At 68.8% G+C, this 23,501-nt stretch carries 25 protein-coding genes, 1 tRNA gene and 1 pseudogene; 6 read left to right on the top strand and 21 right to left on the bottom strand.

The window, feature by feature from the left end:
* Nucleotides 1-5 precede the first annotated feature (5 nt).
* Genes RMP06_RS21390 through RMP06_RS21345 form a run of 10 tightly spaced genes read right to left on the bottom strand, consistent with a single transcriptional unit; the run spans nucleotide 6 to nucleotide 9,349 of the window.
* On the bottom strand, nucleotides 6-854 hold the full coding sequence (locus tag RMP06_RS21390; protein ID WP_310463817.1) for an SDR family oxidoreductase: 849 nt from the start codon (nucleotides 852-854) through the stop codon (nucleotides 6-8).
* Nucleotides 851-1,756 carry an amidohydrolase family protein gene (locus tag RMP06_RS21385; RefSeq protein WP_310463816.1) on the bottom strand — a complete coding sequence of 302 codons (906 nt, stop codon included), beginning with the start codon at nucleotides 1,754-1,756 and terminating at the stop codon, nucleotides 851-853. The genes RMP06_RS21390 and RMP06_RS21385 overlap by 4 nt, the downstream gene beginning before the upstream one ends.
* A 58-nt stretch (nucleotides 1,757-1,814) precedes the next feature.
* Nucleotides 1,815-2,543, bottom strand: a complete 729-nt coding sequence (locus RMP06_RS21380; RefSeq protein WP_310463815.1) for an SDR family NAD(P)-dependent oxidoreductase — start codon at nucleotides 2,541-2,543, stop codon at nucleotides 1,815-1,817.
* A complete protein-coding gene (locus tag RMP06_RS21375; protein ID WP_310463814.1) occupies nucleotides 2,540-3,190 on the bottom strand; it encodes a PIG-L deacetylase family protein in 651 nt (216 codons plus the stop codon). Before RMP06_RS21375 ends, RMP06_RS21380 begins: the two co-directional genes overlap by 4 nt.
* The gene (locus tag RMP06_RS21370; protein WP_310463813.1) at nucleotides 3,178-3,993 is read right to left on the bottom strand and encodes a sugar phosphate nucleotidyltransferase; all 816 of its coding nucleotides are present in this window, start codon (nucleotides 3,991-3,993) and stop codon (nucleotides 3,178-3,180) included. Before RMP06_RS21370 ends, RMP06_RS21375 begins: the two co-directional genes overlap by 13 nt.
* Nucleotides 3,990-5,357 carry a DUF4910 domain-containing protein gene (locus tag RMP06_RS21365; protein ID WP_310463812.1) on the bottom strand — a complete coding sequence of 456 codons (1,368 nt, stop codon included), beginning with the start codon at nucleotides 5,355-5,357 and terminating at the stop codon, nucleotides 3,990-3,992. The genes RMP06_RS21370 and RMP06_RS21365 overlap by 4 nt, the downstream gene beginning before the upstream one ends.
* Nucleotides 5,347-5,943, bottom strand: coding sequence for a dTDP-4-dehydrorhamnose 3,5-epimerase family protein (locus RMP06_RS21360; protein ID WP_310463819.1), 597 nt, complete (start codon nucleotides 5,941-5,943; stop codon nucleotides 5,347-5,349). Before RMP06_RS21360 ends, RMP06_RS21365 begins: the two co-directional genes overlap by 11 nt.
* Before the next feature lie 2 nt (nucleotides 5,944-5,945).
* Nucleotides 5,946-6,983 carry an NAD-dependent epimerase/dehydratase family protein gene (locus tag RMP06_RS21355; protein ID WP_310463811.1) on the bottom strand — a complete coding sequence of 346 codons (1,038 nt, stop codon included), beginning with the start codon at nucleotides 6,981-6,983 and terminating at the stop codon, nucleotides 5,946-5,948.
* Nucleotides 6,984-7,019: 36 nt separating this feature from the next.
* On the bottom strand, nucleotides 7,020-8,264 hold the full coding sequence (locus tag RMP06_RS21350; protein ID WP_310463810.1) for a methyltransferase domain-containing protein: 1,245 nt from the start codon (nucleotides 8,262-8,264) through the stop codon (nucleotides 7,020-7,022).
* 44 nt (nucleotides 8,265-8,308) lie between these two features.
* Nucleotides 8,309-9,349: a glycosyltransferase family 2 protein gene (locus RMP06_RS21345; protein ID WP_310463809.1), complete on the bottom strand. Its 1,041-nt coding sequence runs from the start codon at nucleotides 9,347-9,349 to the stop codon at nucleotides 8,309-8,311.
* A gap of 202 nt (nucleotides 9,350-9,551) precedes the next feature.
* Here RMP06_RS21345 and RMP06_RS21340 point away from each other — a divergent pair, with 202 nt between their 5' ends.
* Both RMP06_RS21340 and RMP06_RS21335 read left to right on the top strand, forming a co-directional pair.
* Nucleotides 9,552-10,559: a LysR family transcriptional regulator gene (locus RMP06_RS21340; protein WP_310463808.1), complete on the top strand. Its 1,008-nt coding sequence runs from the start codon at nucleotides 9,552-9,554 to the stop codon at nucleotides 10,557-10,559.
* 119 nt (nucleotides 10,560-10,678) lie between these two features.
* Nucleotides 10,679-11,362, top strand: a complete 684-nt coding sequence (locus RMP06_RS21335; RefSeq protein ID WP_310463807.1) for a glutathione S-transferase family protein — start codon at nucleotides 10,679-10,681, stop codon at nucleotides 11,360-11,362.
* 44 nt (nucleotides 11,363-11,406) lie between these two features.
* Here the strand turns inward: RMP06_RS21335 and RMP06_RS21330 are convergent, their stop codons facing one another.
* The 4 genes and pseudogenes from RMP06_RS21330 to RMP06_RS21505 all read right to left on the bottom strand — a co-directional run.
* The gene (locus RMP06_RS21330; RefSeq protein ID WP_310463806.1) at nucleotides 11,407-12,990 is read right to left on the bottom strand and encodes a class I SAM-dependent methyltransferase; all 1,584 of its coding nucleotides are present in this window, start codon (nucleotides 12,988-12,990) and stop codon (nucleotides 11,407-11,409) included.
* Nucleotides 12,991-13,089: 99 nt separating this feature from the next.
* Nucleotides 13,090-14,112 (bottom strand): glycosyltransferase family 2 protein, encoded by a 1,023-nt coding sequence (locus tag RMP06_RS21325; RefSeq protein ID WP_310463805.1) that lies wholly within the window; start codon nucleotides 14,110-14,112, stop codon nucleotides 13,090-13,092.
* Nucleotides 14,113-14,349 (bottom strand): hypothetical protein, encoded by a 237-nt coding sequence (locus RMP06_RS21320; protein WP_310463804.1) that lies wholly within the window; start codon nucleotides 14,347-14,349, stop codon nucleotides 14,113-14,115. It lies immediately after the preceding gene.
* A gap of 2 nt (nucleotides 14,350-14,351) precedes the next feature.
* Nucleotides 14,352-14,405: pseudogene (locus tag RMP06_RS21505) on the bottom strand (hypothetical protein); the annotation flags it as partial.
* A gap of 59 nt (nucleotides 14,406-14,464) precedes the next feature.
* Here RMP06_RS21505 and RMP06_RS21315 point away from each other — a divergent pair.
* Nucleotides 14,465-15,253, top strand: coding sequence for a hypothetical protein (locus RMP06_RS21315; RefSeq protein WP_310463803.1), 789 nt, complete (start codon nucleotides 14,465-14,467; stop codon nucleotides 15,251-15,253).
* 40 nt (nucleotides 15,254-15,293) lie between these two features.
* On the opposite strand, the gene RMP06_RS21310 is transcribed toward RMP06_RS21315, so the two are convergent.
* A tRNA-Met gene (locus RMP06_RS21310) sits at nucleotides 15,294-15,370 on the bottom strand.
* Between the two features lie 115 nt (nucleotides 15,371-15,485).
* Here RMP06_RS21310 and ureG point away from each other — a divergent pair.
* The gene (ureG, locus tag RMP06_RS21305; protein WP_310463802.1) at nucleotides 15,486-16,130 is read left to right on the top strand and encodes an urease accessory protein UreG; all 645 of its coding nucleotides are present in this window, start codon (nucleotides 15,486-15,488) and stop codon (nucleotides 16,128-16,130) included.
* Nucleotides 16,131-16,135: 5 nt separating this feature from the next.
* Here ureG and RMP06_RS21300 read toward each other — a convergent pair whose 3' ends face one another.
* The 5 genes from RMP06_RS21300 to RMP06_RS21280 form a co-directional block, all read right to left on the bottom strand.
* Complete coding sequence (locus tag RMP06_RS21300; RefSeq protein ID WP_310463801.1) at nucleotides 16,136-18,055, bottom strand: potassium transporter Kup; 1,920 nt, start codon at nucleotides 18,053-18,055, stop codon at nucleotides 16,136-16,138.
* Nucleotides 18,056-18,136: 81 nt separating this feature from the next.
* On the bottom strand, nucleotides 18,137-18,820 hold the full coding sequence (locus RMP06_RS21295; RefSeq protein WP_310463800.1) for a response regulator: 684 nt from the start codon (nucleotides 18,818-18,820) through the stop codon (nucleotides 18,137-18,139).
* Nucleotides 18,817-20,394, bottom strand: coding sequence for an ATP-binding protein (locus RMP06_RS21290; protein WP_310463799.1), 1,578 nt, complete (start codon nucleotides 20,392-20,394; stop codon nucleotides 18,817-18,819). The genes RMP06_RS21295 and RMP06_RS21290 overlap by 4 nt, the downstream gene beginning before the upstream one ends.
* A gap of 48 nt (nucleotides 20,395-20,442) precedes the next feature.
* Nucleotides 20,443-21,468, bottom strand: a complete 1,026-nt coding sequence (locus tag RMP06_RS21285) for a S49 family peptidase (protein WP_310463798.1) — start codon at nucleotides 21,466-21,468, stop codon at nucleotides 20,443-20,445.
* A 7-nt stretch (nucleotides 21,469-21,475) separates the two neighbouring features.
* A complete protein-coding gene (locus RMP06_RS21280) occupies nucleotides 21,476-21,868 on the bottom strand; it encodes a Rieske (2Fe-2S) protein (protein WP_310463797.1) in 393 nt (130 codons plus the stop codon).
* Nucleotides 21,869-22,002: 134 nt separating this feature from the next.
* Here RMP06_RS21280 and RMP06_RS21275 point away from each other — a divergent pair, with 134 nt between their 5' ends.
* Both RMP06_RS21275 and RMP06_RS21270 read left to right on the top strand, forming a co-directional pair.
* Entirely contained in the window at nucleotides 22,003-22,260 is a 258-nt protein-coding gene (locus RMP06_RS21275) for a type II toxin-antitoxin system Phd/YefM family antitoxin (protein WP_310463796.1), read from the top strand.
* 5 nt (nucleotides 22,261-22,265) lie between these two features.
* Complete coding sequence (locus tag RMP06_RS21270; protein ID WP_310463818.1) at nucleotides 22,266-22,676, top strand: type II toxin-antitoxin system VapC family toxin; 411 nt, start codon at nucleotides 22,266-22,268, stop codon at nucleotides 22,674-22,676.
* A gap of 488 nt (nucleotides 22,677-23,164) precedes the next feature.
* Here the strand turns inward: RMP06_RS21270 and RMP06_RS21265 are convergent.
* On the bottom strand, nucleotides 23,165-23,501 hold a 337-nt coding region (locus RMP06_RS21265), incomplete at its 5' end, for a hypothetical protein (RefSeq protein WP_310463795.1).

Below are 23,501 nucleotides of genomic sequence, written 5' to 3'. Positions count from 1 at the left end.
AGGACTCATAATCCTTTGGTCGTAGGTTCAAGTCCTACACGGCCTACCAATTCCTTGCCCACTGCCTGCCCAAGGGCCCGGTCCAGGTGCGTGTAGCCTCCATCGACCACGATCCACTGTCCCGTGGTGTGGCTCGACCGCGGAGACAGCAGGAACACCACCATGTCGGCGATTTCCTCTGGCGTTGTCATGCGCCGGCCTAGCGGAATGCGCCGCTCGATGGCGGCCAGCGCCGCGGCGGGATCCGGCAGCCGGTCCAGCTCGTTGCGGTACATCGGCGTCATCACCTCGGCGGGGATGACCGCGTTGACCCGGATGCCGTCGTCCCGCAGGGCGGCGGCCCATTCGCGGGTCAGCCCGAGCAGCGCGCCCTTGCTGGCGACGTAGCCGCTGGTGTCGCCCTGGCCGGTCAGCGCGGTCTTGGAGCCGATGTTGACGATGGCCGCACGACCCGCCGGGCCGTGGGCCTGCAGGTGCGGCAGACACAGGTGGGCCATCAGGTAGCAGTGCGTCAGGTTGCGGTCGATGGATTGCACGAAGGCGCTGCGGCCGGCCTCCAGCCCGACGTGGTCGTTGACGCCCGCGTTGTTCACCAGCCCGTGCAGACCTCCGAGTGACTCGGTGGCCCGAGCCACCGCTGTGCGGCAGGCGGCCTCGTCCGTCAGGTCGAGCTGGTGGAACTGCGCCGCGGGCTGCAGCGTGCGCAGCGTATGCGCGAAGTCTTCCGGCAGCGGATCACGCCCGAGGATCACCGGGATCGCGCCTTCGCGCGCCAGGCTCAGCGAGATGGCCGCGCCAATGCCCGATCCGCCGCCGGTGACGAGGTAGGCGCGGTCGTTCAGGTGCAGGTTCATGGGGTTGGTGTGTCGGCAAGGAGGAGGCCGTAGAAGCGGGCGGCATTGGTGCAGCGGATGGCGTCGCGTTCGGCCTCGGTCAAGGGCTGCACCAGGGTTTCGCTCACGTCGATCCAGCGGGCGTAGTCGGCCGCGAGGTTCAGCACCGGCCAGTCGCTGCCCCACAGCAGCCGCTGCGGGCCGAACAGCGCCAGCAGCGTGTCCCACACCGGCTGCAGCGCTGCGACGCCGGGCGGACCACCGGTGCGGGCAGGGCCGGCGGCCTCTGTCAGTAGGCCGGAGAGCTTGCATTGCACCCCGGGCAGTGCCGCGAGTGCCGCCAGCCCGCTGCGCCACGCCGCGGCCCAGTCGCCGGACCAGCCTTGCGCAAGCTGTGGCTTGGCGGCGTGGTCGATCACCACGGGCAGTTCCGGCCAGTCGTGCAGGAAGCGCAGCAGCGGCTGCAGATGCCACGGCTGCACCAGCGCATCGAAGCGCAGCCCGAGGCGAACGAGCGTGCGCATGACCTCGGGATGCGGCGCCCGGGCGATCCAGTCGGCATCCGGCAGATCCTGGAGCATGGGCCGCACGCCTTTCAGCTTGGGATGTCGCGCCCAGCGTTCCAGCGTCGCCACCGATTCGATCCGGCCCAGGTCCACCCAGCCGACCACGCCGCCGATGAAGGGATGCGTCTCGGCCAGCGACAGCAGGAAGTCGGTCTCGGCCTCGCTGTCCGCTGCCTGCACCAGCACGGTCTGCACCACGCCGTGTGCGCTCAGCAGTGGCTGCAGGTCGGCAGGGTCGAAGTCGCGGCAGATCGGGGCCAGCGCCGCCACGTCCGGGCGCAGCCAGTGGTAGTCACCGCGCGCGGGGTGCCAGAAATGCTGGTGGGCGTCGATGCGCCGGGGCGGAGTGGGGGCCATGTGGGCGGCATCTTGGCCACTTTGCTGGCCCGTGGAGCGGGGAGTTTCCCTCGGCTGCTCAGGCGAGGAGGGTGCGGACGTGGTGCCGCTCGCCGTTCGCCAGCGTGTCATCGGCGAGCAGGCGCAGCACCGCCGCCGCCACGTCCGCGACTTGGCCGAGCGCCCCGTCGCGCTGGCGCTGGGCGAAGGCCGCCGCGCCGGGGTAGTCGTCGGGCGAGGCGCTGCGCAGCGTGGCCTGCATGCCGGTATCGAGCGCGCCGGGATCGATGCTCAGGGCGCGGAAAGGGTGGGGTTGCCGCGCCTGCTCGGCGGCCACGACGCGCAAAAACTGGTCCATGCCCGCCTTGGCCGCGCTGTAGAGCGACAGTCCGGCGTGGGCGCGCACGGCGGCCCCCGAGGTGATCTGCGCCACCACCTTGCGGCCGGGGCAGGACTGGAAATGCGCCATCGCCGTCGCGAGGAAGGTGATGCCCGAGACGAGGTTGACGTTCAGCGCGTCGATCAGCGCGCCGACCGGCTTGTTCGCTGCGGGGCCGACCGGCTGCACCGTGCCGGCGTTGTGGATCACCAGCAGCTCGGCGACCGACAGCGGATCGATCCCGGCCAGCACCTCACCCAGCGCCTGTGCAACCGCCGCCGGCTGCGCCAGATCGACACGCACCGAATCCGCCGTCGGGGCCGAGCGCGACAGCTCGATCACGCGCCAGCCGCCGGCCTGCAACTGCGTGACCAGCGCCCGCCCGAGGCCGCGCGAGCCGCCCGTGACCAGCGCAAGCCTTGGGTTCACAGCACCACCTTGCGCGCGTGCAGCGCTTCGGCCTGACCGCTGGGCGCGCGGCACTCGATGCCGCGCAGCGCCATCAGCCCCTGGAAGGTCGCCTCGGTGAACCAGCCCTTCGAGCGCTGCGACCCGAAGTGCTTCATCAGGTGGCGCACTTTGCGGCGGGCGATGTCTGCGGGCAGCGGCACGTAGACATTGGGCTGGCCGAGGTCGCCCTCGTATTTCGGGATCTCGTACTCCAGCACGAGGTGGTCGCGCCAGGCCTGCCAAGTGAGTTCGGCCACGGTGCGGTGGTCCTGGTGGCGGTCTTCCAGGCGGTGGGTGAGCACGAGGTCGGGCGTGGTGCGCCGCCCCAGATCGGCGAAGAAGGCCTTCATCCGCGCCGTCTCCGACGGGAAGTGCGCATCGCTGAAATCGCCGATCACCACCTCGGCGGACGCCGCACCCTTCAGCAGTGCCTTGGCGCTGCGCCGCGCCTCCAGCGCGCGCTCGCCGGGCGCGCTCAGCACGACCCAGGTGACATGCACTTCCGGCACCTCGGCCAGCCAGCGCAGCACGGCGCCGCTGCAGCCGATCTCGATGTCGTCGCTGTGCGCGCCCAGGCAGAGCAGGTCCAGCCGGTGCCGTCCGGCCGCGGGATTCAGGGATAGCACGTGGACACCGTCCTGGGTTCGAGGCGCTCGGGCTTCCAGACCATCCACGGACAGTTGCCCTTGCCCTCCATCCGGTCGTAGGTGATCTTGTCCTTGAAGGTGTCCATCGGCTGCCAGAAGCCGCGGTGGCGGAAAGCACCGAGCTGGCGCTGGGCAATGAGCCGCTGGAAGGGCGCTTCCACCAGCTCGTCGCCTTCCTCTAGCACGTCGAAGATCTCGCGGCGCAGGCAGAAGAAGCCGGCGTTGATCCAGTACGGGCGTTCGTTGAGCGGGCCGAAGCTGGTGACGATGCCGTTGTCGTCGCCGTGCAGCGCGTGAAAACTCTGCGGCGAGGGCACGGTGGCGAAGCTCGCCGTCACGCCGCTGGCCTGGAACTCGGCGAGGTGCTGGTCCAGCGGCAGGTCGCTCAGGCCGTCGGCGTAATTGGCCAGGAACATCTCGTCATCGCCGAGGTACTTGCGGGCCCGCAGCAGGCGCTGGCCGATGTTGGCATGCAGGCCGGTGTCCACGAAGGTGATCTTCCAGTCCTGCAGGTCGCTGCGCACCAGGTCCACCTTGCGCCCGCCTTCGCTGAGCACGAAGTCGTTGGACAGGCACTCGTTGTAGTTCAGGAAGTACTCGCGGATCAGGTCACCCCGGTAGCCCAGGCACAGGATGAACTCCTTGTGGCCGAAGTGCGCGTAGTAGCGCATCAGGTGCCACAGGATGGGCCGCACGCCGATGTTGACCAGCGGCTTGGGGATGGTGTCGGAGTGCTCGCGCAGGCGCGTGCCGAGTCCGCCGCAGAAGAGGACGACTTTCATGGGGGAGGGCCTTTCTTTCGGGATTCGGAATCGGATGCGGCTTCGGTACGCTCCAACGTGCGCAGCAGCCCGGCACGTTCGAGCGCACTGGCGGCTTGTTCCACCTGCGCGAACGGCAGCCGGGCGCGCTCGGCGATGGCGAGCAGGTCGCGGGTGCCGTCGGCCTGGTTGAGCACCCACAGCAGCGCGTGTTCGAACGCGCCGGGGGCTCCGCCACCGACGCTGCCGTAGAGGCCGCGCTTGCCGAGTCGCGGCTCGCCTTTGGGGCTGAGGTTGAGCGGCGTTCGGTTGGCGTCGAGCACCGAGGCGAGCCGGGCGAGTGTCTGCAAGGCCGAGGCGAGCTGCGCGGGGCGGATCAGGGTCAGGTCGTCGGCGCTGGTGTGGTACTCGGCGTAGGTGCTGTTGGGCGAGCGGGTGAGGCGGCCCACGGCCAAGTCGAAACCGGGTGAGCAGAACTGGCGCTCGTCGTAGCCGTAGGGTTCGAAGTCGAGCAGCACGGCGTCCGTGCCGCGCAGGACGTGGGCCGCGGCGCGGTCGGTCAGCGTGTCGCCGCGGCGGCTGTGCTTGTAGTGCAGCACGCCCGGATCGCCCAGCAGCCCGAGCACCAGCCCGGCGCGCACGCGACCGAGATGCTCCTCGTTGCGCGACAGCCAGGCCAGCGAGCCGATCGTGCCGGGGCCGAAGATGAAGCGCCACGTCAGCCGCGGTTTCGTCGGCGCTTGATGCAGCGCCCGCGCCAGCTCGACCGCGACGGCGATGCCGCTCAGGTTGTCGTTCGCCAGCGAGGGATGGCAGGTGTGCGTGTAGACCAGTACCTCGTCGTCGGATGCACCCTGGCCCGGAATCACCGACTCGGCGTAGCTCAGGTGCCCCGGCGCCAGATCAGCGTCGATCACCACCTCGTAGGGGCCGGGGCCGAGCTGCTCGCGGTCGCGGTGGCGCAGGCAGAAGCCCCACTGCTCGCGGTAGTAGCTGGTGCGGTACGGAATCCAGTCCGGCCGGTCGGGCAGCGAGTGCAGGTGCGGCTGGAGTTCTTCCAGCGTCATCGTGCGGCGCACCGGCACCGAGTAGCCCATGACGTGCAGGTTGTGGGCGCGGAAATCGACCACGCGGTGTCCTGCAGCGTCGGCAATCCATGCGTCCCGGATGTTCCACTCGCGCGGGATCTCCCAGTCGCAGGCGGGCGTGCCGCTCGGGACTTCGGTGCGGATGAGCGGGATACGCTCGCCGATCCGGTCGAGCGTCTGGCGCACGCCGTCGCCGGTCAGGCTGCGGCACAGCGGGTAGAGCGCCTCGATCAGCGCCCAGGCGTCGGCCGCTGCACTGCCGGCCGCGTCGTCGGGGAGCAGGGCGTCAAGCAGCATCCTGCGTCCCGGCTGCGGTCCCGGCGCCGTAACGCTGGCGGTGGGCCGCTTCGTCGAAGAACGGGCCGTCGCGGTCGCGCTCGGACATCGCCGTCACCGGCAGCGGCCACGCCAGTCCGAACGCCGGATCATCGGCCCGCACGCCCGCGCCGAGATCGCCCCGGTACACCTCGGTCATCATGTAGAACACCTCGCTGTCGTCCACCAGCGTCTGGAACCCATGCGCCACGCCGCGTGGAATCCACAGCGCATTGCCGAGCGTCGCATCCAGCTCCACCGACACGGTGGCCCGGTAGGTCGGCGACTCGGGCCGCAGGTCGAGCAACTGGTCGAACACCCGGCCGCGGGTGCAGCGCACCAGCTTGCATTCCGTGGCGGGCGGCCACGCGAAATGCATCCCGCGCAGCGTGCCGGCGCGGACGTTGAACGAGGTGCTGGTCTGCACCATCGCCGCATCCAGGCCCGGTCCACCGTGTGCGGCGAACGTCTCTCGGCACCACGTCCGCGCAAAGGAGCCGCGCTCGTCGGCCATCGGCGCGAGGCGGATGTGCCGCACGCCGTCGATGGCCGTCGGCTCGAAGACCATCGTCAACGGGCGCTCCAGAACAGGTCGTCGTCCACCTGCCCGGTGCGCTGCAGGTATTGCAGCTGCTTCAGGCGGGTGTAGGCGCGCCAGCGGTGGTCGGCCTCGGTGAAATCGATGCGCTGGAACAGGCTGGCCAGCTCTTCGGCACCGCGCTGGGCGGTCCAGCGGGCGACAAAGCCGGGCAAGCGCTTCTCGATCTTCTCGAACGAGACGCGGTAGCTGCGGTTGTCCGCGCTCGGCGGGCCGGCGGTGACTTCGCAGCCGGGGAATGCGGCGGCGACGAGCTGGGCGATCTCGCGCACGCGGAAGTTCTCGTCCGTGCGGCCGACGTTGAAGACCTCGCCGTTGACCGCGTCCGCAGGCGCTTCCACCGCGCAGCGCATCGCCTCGCAGATGTCCTCGACGTGGACGATCGGCCGCCACGGGCTGCCGTCGCTGACCATGGCGATGCGCCCGGTCGTGCGGGCCAGCGCGCAGAGGTCGTTGAGCACGATGTCGAATCGCATCCGTGGCGACGGCCCGTAGGCGGTGGCGTTGCGCAGGAAGACGACGCTGAACTCGTCGCTGGCCATCGGCGTCACGTCGCGCTCGACCAGCGTCTTGCACACCGCGTAGGTCGTCTGCGGATTGACCGGCGAGCGTTCGTCCAGGAACTCGCCCGTGCCGACGCCGTAGACGCTGCACGACGAGGCGTAGACGAATCGCTTCACCCCCGCCTCGCGGGCGGCCTTGGCGATGCGCAGCGAGCCTTCGTGGTTGATCTTGAGCGTGATCTCGGGGCGGTTCTGGCCCAGCGGGTCGTTGGACAGCTCGGCGAGGTGGATCACGGCGTCGAAGCCCGCGAAATCGGCCGGCTCGACGTGGCGCAAGTCCTTGCACAGCGTGCGGGCGCCGATGCGGGTGGCGAGCGGGTCGTGGTAGAGCCGGCCATCGCCGTAGTAGCCGATGTCCAGGCCGGTGACTTCGTGGCCCGCGGCTTCGAGCCAGGGGGCGAGGCGGGCGCCGATGTAGCCCTCGGTGCCGGTGACGAGAATTTTCATGGGGTGCAGCTCGGTGAACAGGTCAGCAGGGCAGGGTCAGAACACGGTGACTTCCGGGATCGGCACGACGAACTGCCCGCCCCATTCGCGGATGTAGGCGGCGTCGCGGGCGATCTCGTCCTTCAGGTTCCACGGCAGGATCAGCACGTAGTCGGGCTTCGCTTCGCGGATGGCAGACGGCGCGAGGATCGGAATGCGGGTGCCGGGGGTGAACTTGCCCTGCTTGTAGGGGTTGGCGTCCACCGTGAAGTCGAGGAAGTCGGTGCGGATGCCGCAGTAGTTCAGCAGCGTGTTGCCCTTGCCCGGCGCGCCGTAGCCGACGACGGTCTTGCCGCGCGACTTGGCGTCGATCAGGAAGGCCAGCAGCTTGCGCTTGGTCTCGCGCACGCGGTCGCCGAAGCCCTGGTAGCGCTCGGTGCCGAGGTAGCCGTCGGCGATCTCGCGTTCGCGCAGCGCGTGGACGCGCTCGCCGACGGGGCGTGCGGTGTCTTCAGTGTGGCGGGCGTAGATGCGCAGCGAGCCGCCGTGCGTGGGCAGCTCCTCCACGTCGAACAGCGTCAGGCCGTGGTGCGCGAAGACACGCTCGACCGTGACCAGCGACAGGTAGCTGAAGTGCTCGTGGTAGATGGTGTCGAACTGCACGCCCTCGATCAGGCGCAGCAGGTGCGGGAACTCCATCGTGAGGGTGCCGCCCGGCGCGAGCAGGGACTTCATGCCGCCAACGAAGTCGTTCAGGTCGGGCACATGCGCGAGCACGTTGTTGCCCAGCAGCAGGTCGGCGTGGCCGTGTTCTCGGGCGATGTCGGCGGCGGATTCGCGGCCCATGAAACGCACCGTCGTCGGCACCCCGCGTTCGACCGCCACCTTGGCGACATTGGCGGCCGGCTCGATCCCCAGCACCGGGATGCCGGCGGCGACGAAGTGCTGGAGCAGGTAGCCGTCGTTGCTGGCGATCTCCATCACGCGGCTGTGCGGGCCCAGCTGGAAGCGATCCGCCGCCATCACGGCGTAACGGCGTGCATGTTCCACCCAGCTCGACGAGTAGGACGAGAAGTAGGCGTACTCGCTGAAGATCGAATCCGGCGCCACGAACTCCTGCAGCTGCACCAGGTGGCAGTCATCGCAGACGTAGGCGTGCAGCGGGAAGAACGGCTCCATGTCGGCGAGCTGGTCCGGCGCGATGTGCGTCTGGCACAGCGGGCTCATGCCCAGATCGACGAAGCTGGTGCGCAGCGGCGCCTTGCAGAAGCGGCATGCGAGGGCGGAAGAAGGTCGTGTCATGTCGGGAAGATCGGCGGTTCGGGGGGAAGGTTGAGCGTGGGGGCTCAGGTACCCAGGCGCTTGGTCCACCGGGTCACGGTTTCCCAGACCGGGTTGGCGCGGCTGGTGGACATCACGGCACCGGCCATCGACTCCGGCAGGAAGAGCGCACCCGTCGCCCAGGCCAGCATGGCGGCGCGCTGTGTCTCGTTGTAGCCCGGGCAGGCTTTCAGTGAATCGCGCATCAGCCGCCAGAGGCTGCCTGCGGTGTCCTGCGGGAAGGGATGCGATGCCTGCGCCCAGCGCCATGACGTGATGCGGTGGCGCACATGGGTCGGCAGCATCAGGAAAGGGCCGTCCACCACGATGCCCGAGCGTTCGCGCAGCAGGGCCATGGTGCGATCGCGGCTGCGCTCGACCAGGCTGACTTCGAGGCCGATGCTGCCGCTGTAGTTGCCGCGGTAGCCGGGGGCGGCTTGCGTGTCGGGCTTGCGGTGCAGGCGGTAGCCGCCGAGTGGCCGGTCGGCGCCGACCACGCGGCCGTGGAAGGGCGCGGTGACGAAGGGCACGGTGTCGGTGCAGATCGGCCAGTCCTCGGGCTTGACCGGGAAGTAGGGCGCCACGGCCGAGCGCCGGTAGAGGTTGCCGCTGCCGGGCGGGCCGGCGTAGTGGCCTAGCGCGCGGATGACGGGTACCACGTCGCCGTCATGGCGCAGGAAGGGAATCACGCCCCCGAGCAACGCGCCTTCGGCGTCGATCAGGCGCATCGGGTAATGGACCTTGGCGGTGCCGGCATCCGCCAGCGACAGGCAGGTGGCCATCGCGTCGTTGTCCAGCACGTCATCGGCGTCCAGCCAGACGATCCACTCGCCCCGGGCGGCCTCGATGCCGAGGTTGTAGCCCTGGCCCTGGCCGATGTTGACCGCCTGCCGCACCAGCCGCACGCGGTCGCCGTAGCGGGCGATGACCGACAGCGAGTCGTCGGTCGAGCCGTTGTCCACCACGATCACTTCGCAGCCGGGCAGCGTCTGGCGCAGGGCGGAGTCGATCGCCGCGCCGACGAACCGGGCGTAGTTGTAATTCAGGACGACGATCGAGACTTGCATCGGGGTGTACCGGGAAGGGAACGGTCAGGCTCCGGTGTATTGGAACCTGAATCGTAAATGAACGTAACTTTTATGCTGCGAATGCTGGGATATCGGCACCAGTCGGGCAATCCCGAGGTGTCGGGTCCTTCGCCGCCCGGACGAGGGGGCCGGGCAGGCCGGATTTGCGCGGTCATGGACATCTGATGGATACCATCGCCGCATGAATCGCATCCCGCACCGACCCCTTGCGCTGGACAGTCTGCGCAGCTTCGAGGCCGCGGCGCGGCGCCTGAGTTTCAGCGCCGCGGCCGAGGAACTGCACCTGACCCAGCCCGCCATCAGCCGCCAGATCAAAGGCCTGGAGGACGCGCTGGGCGCACAGCTTTTCCACCGCGCCACACGCAAGGTCGAGCTGACGCTGGCCGGACAGACGCTGCTGCGCACCGTGCAGCCCGCACTGGCGCGGCTCGACGCCTGCGTGCGCCAGATCCGCATGACGCGCAGCCGGGCGCTGGTCAGCGTGGCGACGTTTCCGTCCTTCGCCTCGCTGTGGCTGATGCCGCGCCTGCCTGATTTCGAGCGCGCGCACCCGGATGCCGATCTGCGCATCGCGGCGTCCGACCGTCTGGTCGAGGTCGAGGATGTCGAGCTGGACGTGGCGTTGCGCCACTGCCGTGCGGACCGGGTGCCGGCCGGCGCGGTGCGGCTGTTCGGGGAGGTGCTGACGCCGGTGGTCAGTGCCGGGCTGGCGGATGCAGTCGCGCGTGGCCACGCGCCGCGGCTGTCGTGCCCGGCCGACCTGACCGAGCACACGCTGCTGGAGATGGACGACGGCCATTCGCCGTCCACCTTGCTGTCCTGGCCGAGCTGGCTGGCCGGCTGCGGGCTGGCGCAACTCACGCCTCGGCGCTGGATCAGCGTCAACTACACCCACCAGCAGGTGCAGGCTGCGCTGGCCGGCCAGGGCGTGGCGCTGGCGCGGCTGGCGATGGTGCACGACGCGCTGGCGCGTGGTGATCTGATCGAGCCCTTCGGGACGGCTGGGCGGCGCTGGGCGGAGCCGTGCTACTGGCTGGTGCCGCTGGTGCCACCGCTGCGCAGCGGCGTGGCTGCCGCCCCACGTCCCGAAGTCCGGGCCTTCACCGAATGGGTGCTGGCGCAGGCGGCACTGACCCGGCTGGCCATCGGCGATGTGGCCGATCCGGAAGTCGATGCACACGTCGATTGAGGTCGGCGCCATGCATGTCGCTGGCGCATGCATGCCATGCAGGATCGTCACCCGAAACGTCGGCATGGCCGCGTAGCATCGTGGCCATCCCATCGACAGCATCGAAAGGAATGACCCCCATGCAGCTCTACATCGGCAACAAGAACTACTCGTCCTGGTCCATGCGGCCGTGGGTGCTGCTGCGGCAGTTCGGCATTCCCTTCGACGAGGTGATGGTGCGCTTCGACAGCTTCGATGCCGGATCGGTCTTCAAGACCACGCTGGCCAGCCTGTCGCCGACGGGCAAGGTGCCGCTGCTGGTGGATGACGACGGGCTGGTGGTCTGGGACACGCTGGCGATGGCCGAGTACCTGGCCGAGCGCCACCCGGAGCGTGCGCTGTGGCCGCGGGATGCCCGGCGCCGTGCGCGCGCCCGGTCCTTGTGCGCCGAGATGCACTCGGGGTTCACGGGACTGCGCAGCGCCTGCCCGATGAACATCGAGGCGTCGCTGCCCGAGATCGGCGCGCTGGTGCTGGCGGAACAAGCTGCGGTGCAGGCCGATCTGGACCGGCTGGTGGCGATGTGGAGCGAGGCGCTGGTGGACAACGGCGGGCCGTTCCTGTTCGGCACGTTCACCATCGCGGACGCCTACTTCGCGCCGGTGGTGGCGCGGCTGCGCACCTACGCGCTGCCGGTGCCGCCACGGGTGGCCGAGTGGATGGCGCAGGTCTGGGCTGCGCCCGGCGTGGCGGCCTGGGTGGCCGAGGCGCTGGCCGAGCAGGATTTCCTGGATTTCGAGGAACCGTACCGCTCAGGCCGCTGAGCCCTTGTGCCGGTTCGGCCGCAGCCGATGTCCGGCACCTCGCGTCACTCGTCGCCGTGGACGCTGGCGAGCAGGGATTCGCGCGAAGGGGCCTCGTTCTGCAGCAGTGCCTGCAGCGGCCGTGAGCTGGCGGCAGGCAGCAACTGGTCCTGCACCGGCACGGCATCGTCCGGCACAAGGCAGTCGAGGCTCATGGTGCGGGCCTGCGTGCGCTCGGCGGGTGTCGTCGCCACCTTCTGCAGCACGACCTGCATGGAGGCGGCTTTCTCGCGGCGGCAGTTCTTGCGGTTCAGGTCGCGGTAGCCGGAGGCCTCGATCTGGAAGCGGTGCGTGAACCAGCCGAGCTGCCAGAAGGTCTCGGTGTAGCAGGTCCAGGAGTTTTCGTTGAGGGCGCGCAGGTGGGTCGGGTCGCGCCAGGCGGTCGGCGAGTGCTCGCAGGGCACCTCGATGACGAAGCGGCCACCGTCGCGCAGCAAGGTCAGCGCCTGCGTCATCAGCGTGGCCAGATTCGGCGTGCGCACCAGCACATTGCCGGCGCAGATCTCGGCGAACTGGCCTGGTTCGAGTCGCACAGGGCCGCACAGTGCGCCGTTGGCCAGCAAGGGCAGTGGCTGGGGTTGGCCGAGATCAAGCAGGAGATCCGGCTCTGCTTCAGGGCGGCTGTCGAGATTGAGCCAGCCGACGCGGTAGTCGCTGCCGCCGCCAAGGTTCAGGCGCAGCGGACGCCAGGGTTCCGGGTCGCGGGTGCGCACATTGGTCTGGCCGTAGCCGCTGACGAAGGCCAGCATGTCGGCGAAGGCTTCGGCCGGATCCAGCTCCTCGAAGCCGGCGAGCTGCGTGCGGGCCAGTGCGTACCAGGCGGGGGCGCCGAAGTCCTGCCGGAAGAAGGTGTCGAGGTTGTCGTCGTCGATCCAGGTGGCCGCTTCCTCATAGAAGGAGGCGGTGGCGGCGTGCGGTGTCTGCTCGGCGATGACGGGCGTGCCCAGACTCAGGCAGTGCGCGAGCGTGATCGGCTCGAAACGGCTGGTGTCGTGCGGGCGCAGGTGGAGCACAGCCTTGGCCTGGCGGATGTAGGCATCGCGCTCGCCGGCGTAGACCGGGCGGTCGAACTGGCTCACGGTCAGGCCCGTGTCCTCGATGCGCTTGATGAGGCGGCGGATGCGCTCGTTCTGCGCACCGATGACGAGCAGGTCGATCGGGCGCTCCTCCAGTGGCGCGGCCGGGGCTTGCGCGTCCGTGCTCAGGTAGGGCGCGTGGACAAAGGGCACCAGCGGCACATCGTCCGGGTGGTCAGTGTAGACCTCCAGATTGGCGGGGTCGTGGTCCACGACGGCCGAGCGGCGCAGCAGCTGCAGGTAGGCGGTGGAGACCTGCGAGCCTTCGTGCCCGAGTGACTCCAGATTCACGAACACGCAGGTGTGCTGCAGGCACTGGTTGGCGTCGAAGCCGAGGTGGGCGCCGAAGACGAAGTTGACCGCGTCATGGCGCAACCGGTTCTTGGACAGGCTCACCCGTGCACCCAGGCGCCGGAACTGGTAGCGGAAGTAGCGCGCAGGATCGATCAGGCTCAGGGCGTGAGGCTGGCCTTGGGGCTGGACAACGCACAGATGGATATCCGGCAGGTTCATGAGCTGGTGCTCCGTGCAAATGCAAAGCGTGCAAAGGGTCGCAGCCAGTCTAGGCAGACCGGCCCGGAGGATCGGGCCGATCAGGGCGGTCAAATCGGGCTACTTCGACACTGGATCGAACTGGCGCAGCACGCCGAGGTTGTGCTGGGCCAGGTGGCTGCCGCGGCCATGGACCGCCCCTTCCAGATCCGGCCGCTCGCCGATCTCCAGGCAGCGTTGCCAGGCGCCTTCGATCATCGGCAGCAGCTCGTTCGCACGCACCGGCTCGCTGGCGGCCCAGTCGAGCATCAGGTCACCGAGCGCGAAGAAGAAGTCGGGCGAACGGTCCCAGCGCTCCATGCTGTCCGAGGCGCGCTGCACGCCGTCGGCATGGCGACCGCAGCACTTGAGCGCATGCAGGCTGCGCACGCTGAGGTCGTGGAGCCAGGCGGGCGCTGAGCCGGCTGCGGGGGTGCCGAGCAGTGCCTCGGCCTGGTCGAAGCAGCGCAGTGCCTCGGTGTGGCGGCCATAGACGTCGTGGTCCTTGCCGAGCTGGTACCAAAGGTAGGCATCGGCGGGCTGTTCGTCGAGCGACCGCTGCAGCAGCGTGGCATTGCGGCCGGCCTTGCGGCCCAGCGCAGCCTCGCCATAGCCGTCGTGCCCGACACACAGCGGCAGCCGGCGCACGGGCAGCGCGTGCTGAGGCTGTTCGTGGATCCGGCCGGCGTAGCGCACAGGGCCTGGCAGGAGGCGGCTGATCCAGCTGGAGGCGACGCTGGCACTGTCGTGCGGCCCGTGGTCGCTGTCCACCCGCACGGCGCCGACGAAGTCGGGCCGCAGCGTGCGCAGCGTGGCCAGGGTCTCGCCGCCGCGGGCCAGCCATTCATCGCCGTCGACCACGATGTGCCAGTCGGCGCCGGCCCGCTCCAGCGCAGCGTTGCGGGCGAGGCTGAAGTCGTCGCACCAGCGCAGGTGCGAGACCTCGGCGCCGGCGGCGCGGGCGATGGCGACGGTGTCGTCCTGCGAGCCTGTGTCGAGCACCACCAGGCGGTCGGTCCAGGGGCGCAGGCTGTCGAGGGCACGGCGCAGGCGCGGGGCCTCGTCGCGCACGATCAGGACGGCGGCGACGGTGTAGCGTGGCATTCAGTCTCTCCGGGGAGCCGGCTCGGCGGCCAGCGGAATGGGGGGCAGTCCGGCGTCATTGCGCGCGACCATGCGGGTCAGCAGGTGTTCCAGATCGCGGGCGCCGTGGTTGGTGTCCGTCCGCGCCGCGGCGAGCTGTGCCTTGAGTTGCGCCATGGCATGGGCGTCGCGCAGCAGGTGCACGGCGGTGCCAGCAGCCACAGCACCGAGCCCGGCACGGCGAACAGGATCTGGCACCACGCCTGGAACTGCGCCAGCGTGATCCGCTCGGGCGGGTTGAAGCTGGCCAGCACCGGGGCGGTGTCGGGCAGGCCGACGTCGGCACGGCGTGGCGGGGCAGGTGGCTGCTGGCGTGGCGGCTGTCGTGCCAGTGCGTGGCGTTGATGGCGCGTGGGTGGTTCGAGCAGGCGTCCGAGTAGATGTACAGCTCGACCTGCTGCGGGTCGAAGGCGTCGAACAGCGCGGCAACCGACGGCTCCAGCGCGGATCCGGACCGGTCGCGCCCGCCGGTGAGGATGCCGAGCCGCCAGCGGCCCTGGCGGCGGTGGTCACGGGTGGATGCTTTGGGTTTCTCGCGTGCAACGCCGGTGCTGTGGCGCTGCTGGCAGGCGAGCGCGGCCAGCCAGCGCTGCAGCAGCGGGTGGTCCAGCAGGGGGATCAGCTGGCTCGGATCGAGCGGGACTGCCAGTGGTTGATGGGCTGCCGAGGCAGGCTGTGCCATGCAGGCAAGCAGCCGGTTGATGTGGGCGGGGAGGGCGTCCCAGTCCAGATCGGCTGCACTGCCGAGCGCGGTGGCCAGCGCCGCATCTGCCGCCTGCGGTTGCGCGGCGAGCGCCGTCCGGTAGCACCACCCGGCTTCGGCGTGTTCCTGCAGTCGGGTCTGTGCTGGTACCGGGGCTGGGGTTTCGCCAAGCTGCACCGCCGCACGCTGGCCCCCCCCGTGTGCATCGACACCGGAGGCCGGCGCTGCACGGTGGCTGGCAGTGGCCGCAGCAGAGGCAAGGCGGAGGGCGTCCATGACGTGGCGGTCGTGCCGCGGGCGGCGGCGAGGTGGACCGCCAGTCTAGGGAGCGGGTTTCCGGCGCATCGCGGGAAAAGCTGTGGCGTGGCGGCGGAGTTCGGGGTTCCGCTGGCGCCATGAAAAAAGCCCGTGCAGCGATTGCACGGGCTTTTCAGAATTTTGGTGGCGCTTCACGGATTCGAACCGCGGACCTGTGGATTATGATTCCATCGCTCTAACCGACTGAGCTAAAGCGCCAACAGCCCGCAATTATGCATAGACCCCATCAGTCGAGCAAGTGTTTTCTGCAGAAAAATTTGGTTCGGGTCTTGCTACCCTGTGCATTCCCGAACACCACACCGAGACCTGTCCCATGAGCCCACTCCATTCGATCCCCGGACGCACCAAGAAACTGCCCCCCCTGCGTGTCGGCGTGGGCGGGCCGGTCGGCTCTGGCAAGACGACGCTGGTCGAGATGCTGTGCAAGACGATGCGCGACCGCTGGGATCTCGTGGTGGTCACCAACGACATATACACCAAGGAAGACCAGCGGCTGCTGACCGTGGCTGGTGCGCTGGCGCCGGAACGCATCATGGGCGTGGAAACCGGCGGCTGCCCGCACACGGCGATCCGCGAGGACGCCTCGATCAACCTCGAAGCCGTGGACCGGATGCTGGAGAAGTTCCCCGACGCCGACATCGTCTTCATCGAGTCGGGCGGCGACAACCTGGCGGCGACCTTCAGTCCGGAGCTGAGCGACCTGACGATCTACGTCATCGACGTGGCGGCGGGCGAGAAGATCCCGCGCAAGGGCGGCCCCGGCATCACCAAGAGCGACCTGTTCGTGATCAACAAGACCGACCTGGCGCCCCATGTCGGGGCGGATCTGGAGGTCATGCGCGCCGACACGGTGCGCATGCGGCCGAACCGGGCTTTTGTCATGACCAACCTCAAGACCCGGGACGGGCTGGCCGAGGTGGTCACGTTCATCGAGCAGCGGGGGCTGCTGGTGGGCTGAGCGGGTCAGATCTGCACCCGCGTGCCGAGTTCGATCACCGCGTTGTGGGGCAGACGGAAGTAGTCGGCGACGCTCCCGGCGTTGCGCGCCATCGTGGCGAACAGCACCTCGCGCCACCGCGCCATGCCCGCGCCCGGCGTTGGCACGACGATCTCGCGGCTCAGGAAGTAGCTGGTGCTGGCCGGCTCGATCTGCAGGTCCGGTGAGCGGCAGCGGCCGAGCGCTTCCGGGATGTTCGGGCTGTCCATGAAGCCGTAGTGCAGCGTGACGCGCCAGAAGCCGGAGGCGAGCGCCTGCAGTTCGAGCTGCTCGGCCTCCGGGACGCTCGGCTGCTCGTGGAAGCGCACGGTCAGGATCAGGTTGCGGGCGTGCAGCACCTGGTTGTGCTTGAGGTTGTGCAGCAGCGCCTGCGGCACGGTGTCGGGGTTGGCCACCGCGTAGACGGCGGTGCGGGGCGTGCGCTGCAGGGTTTCCGCAGCCAGTGCGGTCACGAAGTCCTGCAGCGGCGGATCGTTGTCGCGGATCGCGTTCAGCAGCAGGGTGCGGCCGCGGGCCCAGGTCGCCATCAGCAGGAACAGCGTCAGCCCCATCGCCAGCGGGAACCAGCCGCCCTGCAGGAACTTCAGCGAACACGACACGACGAGCAGCACGTCCAGCGCCACCAGCGCCAGCGTCACCGGCAGCACGACGACCAGCGGCAGCTTCCAGGCATGGCGGACGACGAACCAGGTCAGCAGCGTCGTGATCAGCATGGTCATCGTCACCGCGATGCCGTAGGCCGAGGCCAGCGCCGACGAATTCCCGAAGGCCAGCACCGCCGCGATGACGGCCGCCAGCAGCGACCAGTTCACCAGCGGCACGTAGATCTGGCCGATCTCATGCGCGCTGGTGTGGCACACCTGCATCCGCGGCAGGAAACCGAGCTGGATCGCCTGGCGTGTCAGCGAGTAGGCGCCCGAGATCACCGCCTGCGAGGCGATCACCGTCGCAGCGGTCGACAGCACCACGGCGGGCAGGATCCAGTCGTCGGGGAACAGGCGGTAGAAGGGGTTCTCGACCGCGGTCGGATCGCGCATCAGCAGCGCGCCCTGGCCCAGGTAGTTCAGCGCCAGCGCTGGCATCACCAGCACGCTCCAGGCAAGCCGGATCGGGAAGCGGCCGAAGTGGCCCATGTCGGCGTAGAGCGCCTCGGCGCCAGTGACCGCCAGCACGATGGCGCCGACGGCGGCGAAGACGTGCCAGCCGCGCCCGTGCAGGAAGGACAGCGCTTCCATCGGGTTCAGCGCGGCCAGGATCGCCGGCTCGCGGGCGATGTGCACCAGCCCGATGCCGCCCAGCAGCGCAAACCACACCACGATCACCGGGCCGAACAGTCGGCCGACGGTGCCGGTCCCATGGCGCTGCAGCAGGAACAGGCCGATCAGCACGCCGATGGTGATCGGGATGACATAGGCCTTGAGCGCGGGTGTCGCGATTTCGAGGCCCTCGACGGCGGACAGCACCGAGATGGCCGGCGTGATGACGGCGTCGCCGTAGAACAGCGCCGCGCCGAACACGCCGGTGAGCAGGATCACGCGCCGCCAGCCAGGGTGCCGGCCGGCATCGGTGGCCTGTGCGGCCAGGGCCGTCAGCGCCATGATGCCGCCCTCGCCGCGGTTGTCGGCGCGCAGGATCAGCACCACGTACTTCAGCGTCACCACCAGCATCAGCGCCCAGAAGATCGCCGACACCGCGCCGATCAGGTGCGGCGTGTCGAGCGGGATGCCGGTGGACGGGCCGAACACCTCCTTGACGGTGTAGAGCGGGCTGGTACCGATGTCGCCGTAGACGACACCGATGGCGCCCAGCGTGAGCGCCGCCCAGGCCGGGTGGCGAGTGGCTGGTGCAGGGGAGGAATGGTCTGGGGCCGAGGCGATGGCGGACATCTGGGGACAGGAGAGCGTCCGGGGGACGACGTGTCCGTTATGCCGCGCCGGGCATCAGGAACGCATATGGACCGAGGCCGCTCAGCCGTCCGCCAGCCGGTAGCCCACGCCCGGCTCGGTCAGCAGCAGGCGCGGTTCGGCCGGCTCGGGCTCGATCTTGGCGCGCAGCTGCGCCATGTAGAGGCGCAGGTAGTGCGTGTGCTCGGTGAACTCCGGCCCCCAGACATCGGCCAGCAGCGCGCGGTGCGTGACGACCTGGCCGGTGTTGCGCACCAGCCGGGCGAGCAGCTTGTACTCGGTCGGGGTCAGGTGCAGCGGCTCGCCGCGCAGGTGGACGCGGTGGGTGGCGAGATCGACGTCCAGCCCGCCGCCGCGGTAGTGCGTGATGGCTGGGCTGAGCGTGGTGCCGCGGTGGCGCAGCGCCACGCGCATCCGCGCCAGCAGCTCGCCGATGCTGAAGGGTTTGGTCAGGTAGTCGTCCGCACCGGCGTCGAGCAGGCCGATCTTGCGGACATCGGACTGGTGGGCCGAGATCACCAGCACCGGCGTGCTGCGGCGCTGGCGCAACTCGACCAGCAGCGTGTCGCCGTCACCGTCGGGCAGGCCGAGGTCGAGCAGCACCAGATCCACCGGTGCGTGCCGCAGCAGCGCCCGCGCCTCGGCCACCGACGCGGCGGTGCGCACCTGGTGGCCCTCGACCTCCAGCGCCGAGGCCAGCATCTGGCGCAGTTCACGGTCGTCTTCGACCAGCAGGATCTGGATCATGAGGGGCTGTTCTCCGGGGCGGGTTCGGCCAGGGTCGGGGCGTCCGGCAGGGGCAGGCGCAGCTCGAAGCTGCTGCCGCCGTGCCCGCGGGCGCGCACCCGCAGCACGCCGCCGTGGGCTTCGGCGATGGCGCGGCAGACGGCCAGCCCCAGCCCGGTGCCGCGGCGCGAGCCGGTGTCGGCGCCGCGCTGGAACATCTGGAAGATGCGTTCACGCTCCGAGGGCGCGATGCCGGCGCCGCGGTCGCGCACCGCCAGCAGCAACTCGTGCTCGACCCGGCGTGCCAGCAGCTCGACCGGGCCCTCGGTGTACTTCAGCGCGTTGTCGACCAGGTTCTCCAGCAACTGCGTCACCAGCAGCGCATCGACCCGCACCAGCGGCAGGTCCGGCGCCAGCCGGGCGCGTACACGCCGCTGCGGGTCGCGCCGCCGCACGCGGGCGAGCACCGCGCCGATCAGCTCTTCCAGCGACTCCCAGTCGCGGCGCAGCTCGACCTCGCCGGCCTCCAGCCGCACCAGTTGCAGCGTGTTGTCGGCCATGGCGGTCAGTGCCCGGGTCTCGTCCTGGATCTGGGTCAGCAGCGCCTGGCGGCGTGCCTCGGGCAGGCGGTCGGCCTGGTGCTCCAGCGCGGACGCCGCGCCGAGGATCGACGCCAGCGGCGTGCGGAAATCGTGCGAGATCGCCGCGAGCAGGGCGCTGCGCAGGGACTGGGCCTGGGCTTCGCGCTGGGCCTGTTCGGTGCGGCGGGTGAGGTGGCGGCGGTGCAGTGCGCCGCCGAGCAGATCGCACAGGGCCTGGACGTGGGTGTGGCCATCGCCTTCGGACGTGTCGCCGTGCGGATCGAGGCGCAGCACCGCAGCGCCCCAGATGGCGGTGGTCGCCGTGTCCAACTGGGGGCCCCGCACCGGCAGGTACCAGGCAGGCAGTTCGCCGTGCAGCCCGGTGCCGGCGCCGAACGTGCGGCCCTCGCGCAGGCACAGCCAGAGGCCGGGCGTCTCGTCGGCGTCGGGGGTACCCCACCACCACGCTGCGTCCGGCAGGTCCATCGCGGGCCGCTCGCCCTGCAGCACCATCAGCGCAGCGCCATCGCCCGTCATGGCCTGGAGCGTGGCGTGCAGCGCTGCGCCCATGGTCTGCGGATCGTCCGCGGCGCGCAGCGCGTCACCGAGGTGCTGCAGCTGGTGCGCCTCTTCGGTGCGGCGCCGGGCCAGCGCAGCCTGCTGTCGCAGCCGGCCCATCAGCAGTCCGATCGACAGCGACACACCGAGCAGCGTGCCGAGCAGCAGCAGGTTCTGGTGCCCCTCGACGCTGAAGCTGCCGCGTGGTGGCACGAAGGCCCAGTTGAACAGCCCCACGCCCGCCACCGTGAACAGTGCCGAGGCCCACACCGGCAGCCAGAACGCCACCAGCGTGCTCGCCAGCACGAAGACCATCGCAAGGTTGGCCAGATCGACCACGCTGTCGAGCGTCCGGGCGACGCCATAGGCCAGCGCCAGGCAAGTCGCCGCGGTGGCCGTGATCCGCAACGCGGGGCGAGGGCGGCACGGTGGCCGCAGGGGTGTGGAGGTGTCCATGCCTGCAACGTAGCAGGCTGGACATCAGGATGGCATCAGGACGGGTGCTCAGTGCATCGCCGGCAGGCTGCGCACTGCGCGCACCGCGCCCTCGCCCAGCGCAGCGCCAAAGCGCTTGGCCAGCCGCTCGGCGACGTTTTCCTTGGTGGTGTAGTCGATGATCTCTTCGGCCTTGATCACTTCGCGGGCCACGTAATCGAGGCTGCCGAGGCCATCGGCCAAGCCGAGCTTCACGGCTTCTTCACCGCTCCAGAACAGGCCGGAGAAGGTGTCCGGCGTTTCCTTGAGCCGGTCGCCGCGGCCTTCCTTGACCGTGTCGATGAACTGGCGGTGGATCTGGTCGAGCATGGCCTGAGCGTAGCCGCGCTGCTTCTCGCTGAGCGGGGAGAAGGGGTCGAGCATGCCCTTGTTGCTGCCCGCGGTGAGCAGCCGGCGCTCGACACCCACCTTCTTCATCACTTCCTCGAAGCCGAAGCCGTCCATCAGCACGCCGATCGAACCGACGACGGACGCCTTGTCCACGTAGATCTCGTCGGCCGCGACGGCGATGTAATAGGCGCCCGAGGCTGCGCTTTCCTCGACCACCGCGTAGAGCTTCTTGTGGTGTTTTTCCTTGAGGCGACGCAGCTCGTCGTAGACGATGCCGGCCTGCACCGGGCTGCCGCCCGGCGAGTTGATGCGCAGGACCACGGCCTGTGCGCCCACGTCCTCGAAGGCGCTCTTCAAACCGGACAGCAGCACCTCGGCGCTGGCTTCGCCGCCGGAGGAAATCTCGCCGCGCAACTCGACCAGGGCGGTGTGCGGGCCGGTGGGGACGTTGTTGTGGCGGTTCTCGCTGTAGATCGTCCAGGCGGCGAACAGGCCCAGACCCAGCCAGCCGATCCGGAAGAACAGGCTCCAGCGGCGGGTGCTGCGCCGGTCGCGCAGGTAGTCTTGGGCGAACTGCTCCATCACGTGGTCGAAGGGCCCGCGAGAGGCCACCGCTGGCACGGCCGTGGCGGCGGGTGCGTGAACGGTTTCGGGAGCCGGTGCGGGTGTGGGCGCAGTGGAGGGCGTGTCGTCTGGCTGGGTCATGGAAGCTTCAGTCGCCGAAAGCCGGCGTCAAGGTGTCGGAAGGATACCAAGACACCTGTCCGTCGCGCTCGACCACCTGCAGGGGCTTGAGCCGCCGTCCGCGGCACGGGCCGCCCACGCAGTACCCGGTGGCCGGCTCGTAGACCGCGCCGTGGATCGAACAGATGATCCACTCGCCGGTGTCGTCCAGGAACTGCCCCTCCTTCCAGTCCATCTCGGCCGGGACGTGGGCGCACTGGTTCAGGTAGCCGACCACCTGGCCGCCGTGGCGCAGCACGAAGCCGCGGGCGGGCTGGCCGTATTCGAGCAGGTCGAAGACGTGGGCCGTGCCGCCGTCGGCGAGGTCGGCGGCGGGGCACAGGGGCAGGGCGGCGGCGGCGGGCGGGGCGGGCTGGGTCATGGTGGAGATTGTGCCGTTGCCGGGTGTGGGGCGCGGTTTCCGGGATGCCGCGCAACCGGTCAGACCACCGTTTGACAGAGGCAGAAAAACCCAACAGACTAGTTGACTGACTAATTTGGTGGGTGGAGGCTTCTATGCATGCATGGCCCGTTCAAGATGCGAAAGCGCGGTTCAGCGAGTTCCTGGATGCGTGTCTGCTGGAGGGGCCGCAGATGGTGACCCGCCGGGGCACCGAGGCTGCGGTGTTGGTGCCTGTGCAGGAGTGGCGGCGCTTGCAGTCGGCCGCGCGTCCGTCCTTGAAGCAGCTCCTGCTGTCGGATCAGGCCCGTGCCGACTTGACCTTGCCGGCTCGCGGGCAGGCCAAGCGCCGTTCGGTGGAGCCCTTGCGGTGATGGGGCTGTACCTGCTCGACACCAACGTGGTCTCCGAGTTGCGCAAGCTGCGTCCGCACGGTGGCGTGGTGGCATGGCTGCAATCGCTGGAGGACACCCAATTGCACTTGTCGGCGGTCACGCTGGGCGAGATCCAGGCGGGCATCGAACTGACGCGGGAGCAGGATGCCGGCAAGGCCCGGGAGATCGAAGCGTGGCTCGAACTGGTGGCCGGGGCGTACAACGTCTTGCCGATGGATGCGGCGACCTTTCGGGCCTGGGCACGGCTGATGCACAGGAAGTCCGACACGCTGTACGAAGACGCCATGATCGCTGCGACGGCGCAGGTGCATGGGCTGAAGGTGGCCACACGGAATGTGGCGGACTTTCAGGCGCTGGGGGTGGAGGTCTTCAATCCGTTTGCCGCGACGCGGTGATGCTTCGCTGTCATGCGCAGGGGCGTTGAAATCGACAGAGGCCGCTATTCATGCGCCTAAGAGTTTCTGTGTCCAGTATGAGCGGGGTGTGACGGCAGGGCTATCGCATCTAAATTGACCGAACTTGACTGGAGATGAGCGACGTTGCACGCATCTCTTCAGTCGTTTGAAGACGACCTTGCCAAAAACAGTCTTCTGACACGAACTTGGAAGCCATTCCGCAGTGTTCGGCAATATAAAAGCCGAAAGTGGCCGCCAAGAGTGTCGTCAAAGATTGGATTCAGCGACATTTAGATGCGATAGCCCTGGGTGTGACGGTTCGCAAGACTATGGATATGCTGATGGCGACGGAGTGCATCGAGGTGGACATGGCTTTGCTGTGCAGCAGCGGGGATTTTTATTATTTTCTTATAATTTATTTTTTGTGCTTGCGTTGATTGTATTTTGGCTATCGATCAGTGGTTTTGGCGGGCTTTGTTTGTTGATACTTATTTTGTCGAGCTTATTTGTGTTGTTTTTGGTGTGCTTGAGGCTACTTGCGGTGATATTTTTGACTCTATTTTTCTGGTGCGCAATTCCAAGAATTGGCGAACATGCTCCTCTGCCGAAGCGAGTGCACTGGCATTTCTTTCGGCATAAGAATTTTTGTTATTGCGTGCTGGATGTGATTTTTGGATTGATCTATTTATAGAGTATAGTACTGATATAAGGTCGGCTTTGAGTGTGCCGGGTGTAGGTTCCCTGGTCTGTTGTCCAGCACCGAATGTCTGTGTGGCTCGTATTGCCGCATCAAGTAAAGGCTTTGCCCCGCCATTCAGCGCATAC

Source organism: Sphaerotilus sp. (assembly GCF_031429695.1).
GTDB lineage: Bacteria > Pseudomonadota > Gammaproteobacteria > Burkholderiales > Burkholderiaceae_C > Sphaerotilus.
This window is presented reverse-complemented; position numbering and strand designations above follow the sequence as displayed.

Excerpts from the sequence above, each read along its gene's own strand:
- RMP06_RS21365 (WP_310463812.1), bottom strand. The coding sequence starts at position 5,357 with ATGCTGCTTGACGCCCTGCTCCCCGACGACGCGGCCGGCAGTGCAGCG.
- RMP06_RS21385 (WP_310463816.1), bottom strand. The coding sequence starts at position 1,756 with ATGGCCCCCACTCCGCCCCGGCGCATCGACGCCCACCAGCATTTCTGG.
- RMP06_RS21340 (WP_310463808.1), top strand. The coding sequence starts at position 9,552 with ATGAATCGCATCCCGCACCGACCCCTTGCGCTGGACAGTCTGCGCAGC.
- RMP06_RS21360 (WP_310463819.1), bottom strand. The coding sequence starts at position 5,943 with ATGGTCTTCGAGCCGACGGCCATCGACGGCGTGCGGCACATCCGCCTC.
- RMP06_RS21285 (WP_310463798.1), bottom strand. The coding sequence starts at position 21,468 with ATGACCCAGCCAGACGACACGCCCTCCACTGCGCCCACACCCGCACCG.
- RMP06_RS21295 (WP_310463800.1), bottom strand. The coding sequence starts at position 18,820 with ATGATCCAGATCCTGCTGGTCGAAGACGACCGTGAACTGCGCCAGATG.
- RMP06_RS21290 (WP_310463799.1), bottom strand. The coding sequence starts at position 20,394 with ATGGACACCTCCACACCCCTGCGGCCACCGTGCCGCCCTCGCCCCGCG.
- RMP06_RS21350 (WP_310463810.1), bottom strand. The coding sequence starts at position 8,264 with ATGACACGACCTTCTTCCGCCCTCGCATGCCGCTTCTGCAAGGCGCCG.
- RMP06_RS21370 (WP_310463813.1), bottom strand. The coding sequence starts at position 3,993 with ATGAAAGTCGTCCTCTTCTGCGGCGGACTCGGCACGCGCCTGCGCGAG.
- ureG (WP_310463802.1), top strand. The coding sequence starts at position 15,486 with ATGAGCCCACTCCATTCGATCCCCGGACGCACCAAGAAACTGCCCCCC.
- RMP06_RS21275 (WP_310463796.1), top strand. The coding sequence starts at position 22,003 with ATGCATGCATGGCCCGTTCAAGATGCGAAAGCGCGGTTCAGCGAGTTC.
- RMP06_RS21355 (WP_310463811.1), bottom strand. The coding sequence starts at position 6,983 with ATGAAAATTCTCGTCACCGGCACCGAGGGCTACATCGGCGCCCGCCTC.
- RMP06_RS21390 (WP_310463817.1), bottom strand. The coding sequence starts at position 854 with ATGAACCTGCACCTGAACGACCGCGCCTACCTCGTCACCGGCGGCGGA.
- RMP06_RS21300 (WP_310463801.1), bottom strand. The coding sequence starts at position 18,055 with ATGTCCGCCATCGCCTCGGCCCCAGACCATTCCTCCCCTGCACCAGCC.
- RMP06_RS21280 (WP_310463797.1), bottom strand. The coding sequence starts at position 21,868 with ATGACCCAGCCCGCCCCGCCCGCCGCCGCCGCCCTGCCCCTGTGCCCC.
- RMP06_RS21335 (WP_310463807.1), top strand. The coding sequence starts at position 10,679 with ATGCAGCTCTACATCGGCAACAAGAACTACTCGTCCTGGTCCATGCGG.
- RMP06_RS21325 (WP_310463805.1), bottom strand. The coding sequence starts at position 14,112 with ATGCCACGCTACACCGTCGCCGCCGTCCTGATCGTGCGCGACGAGGCC.
- RMP06_RS21345 (WP_310463809.1), bottom strand. The coding sequence starts at position 9,349 with ATGCAAGTCTCGATCGTCGTCCTGAATTACAACTACGCCCGGTTCGTC.
- RMP06_RS21330 (WP_310463806.1), bottom strand. The coding sequence starts at position 12,990 with ATGAACCTGCCGGATATCCATCTGTGCGTTGTCCAGCCCCAAGGCCAG.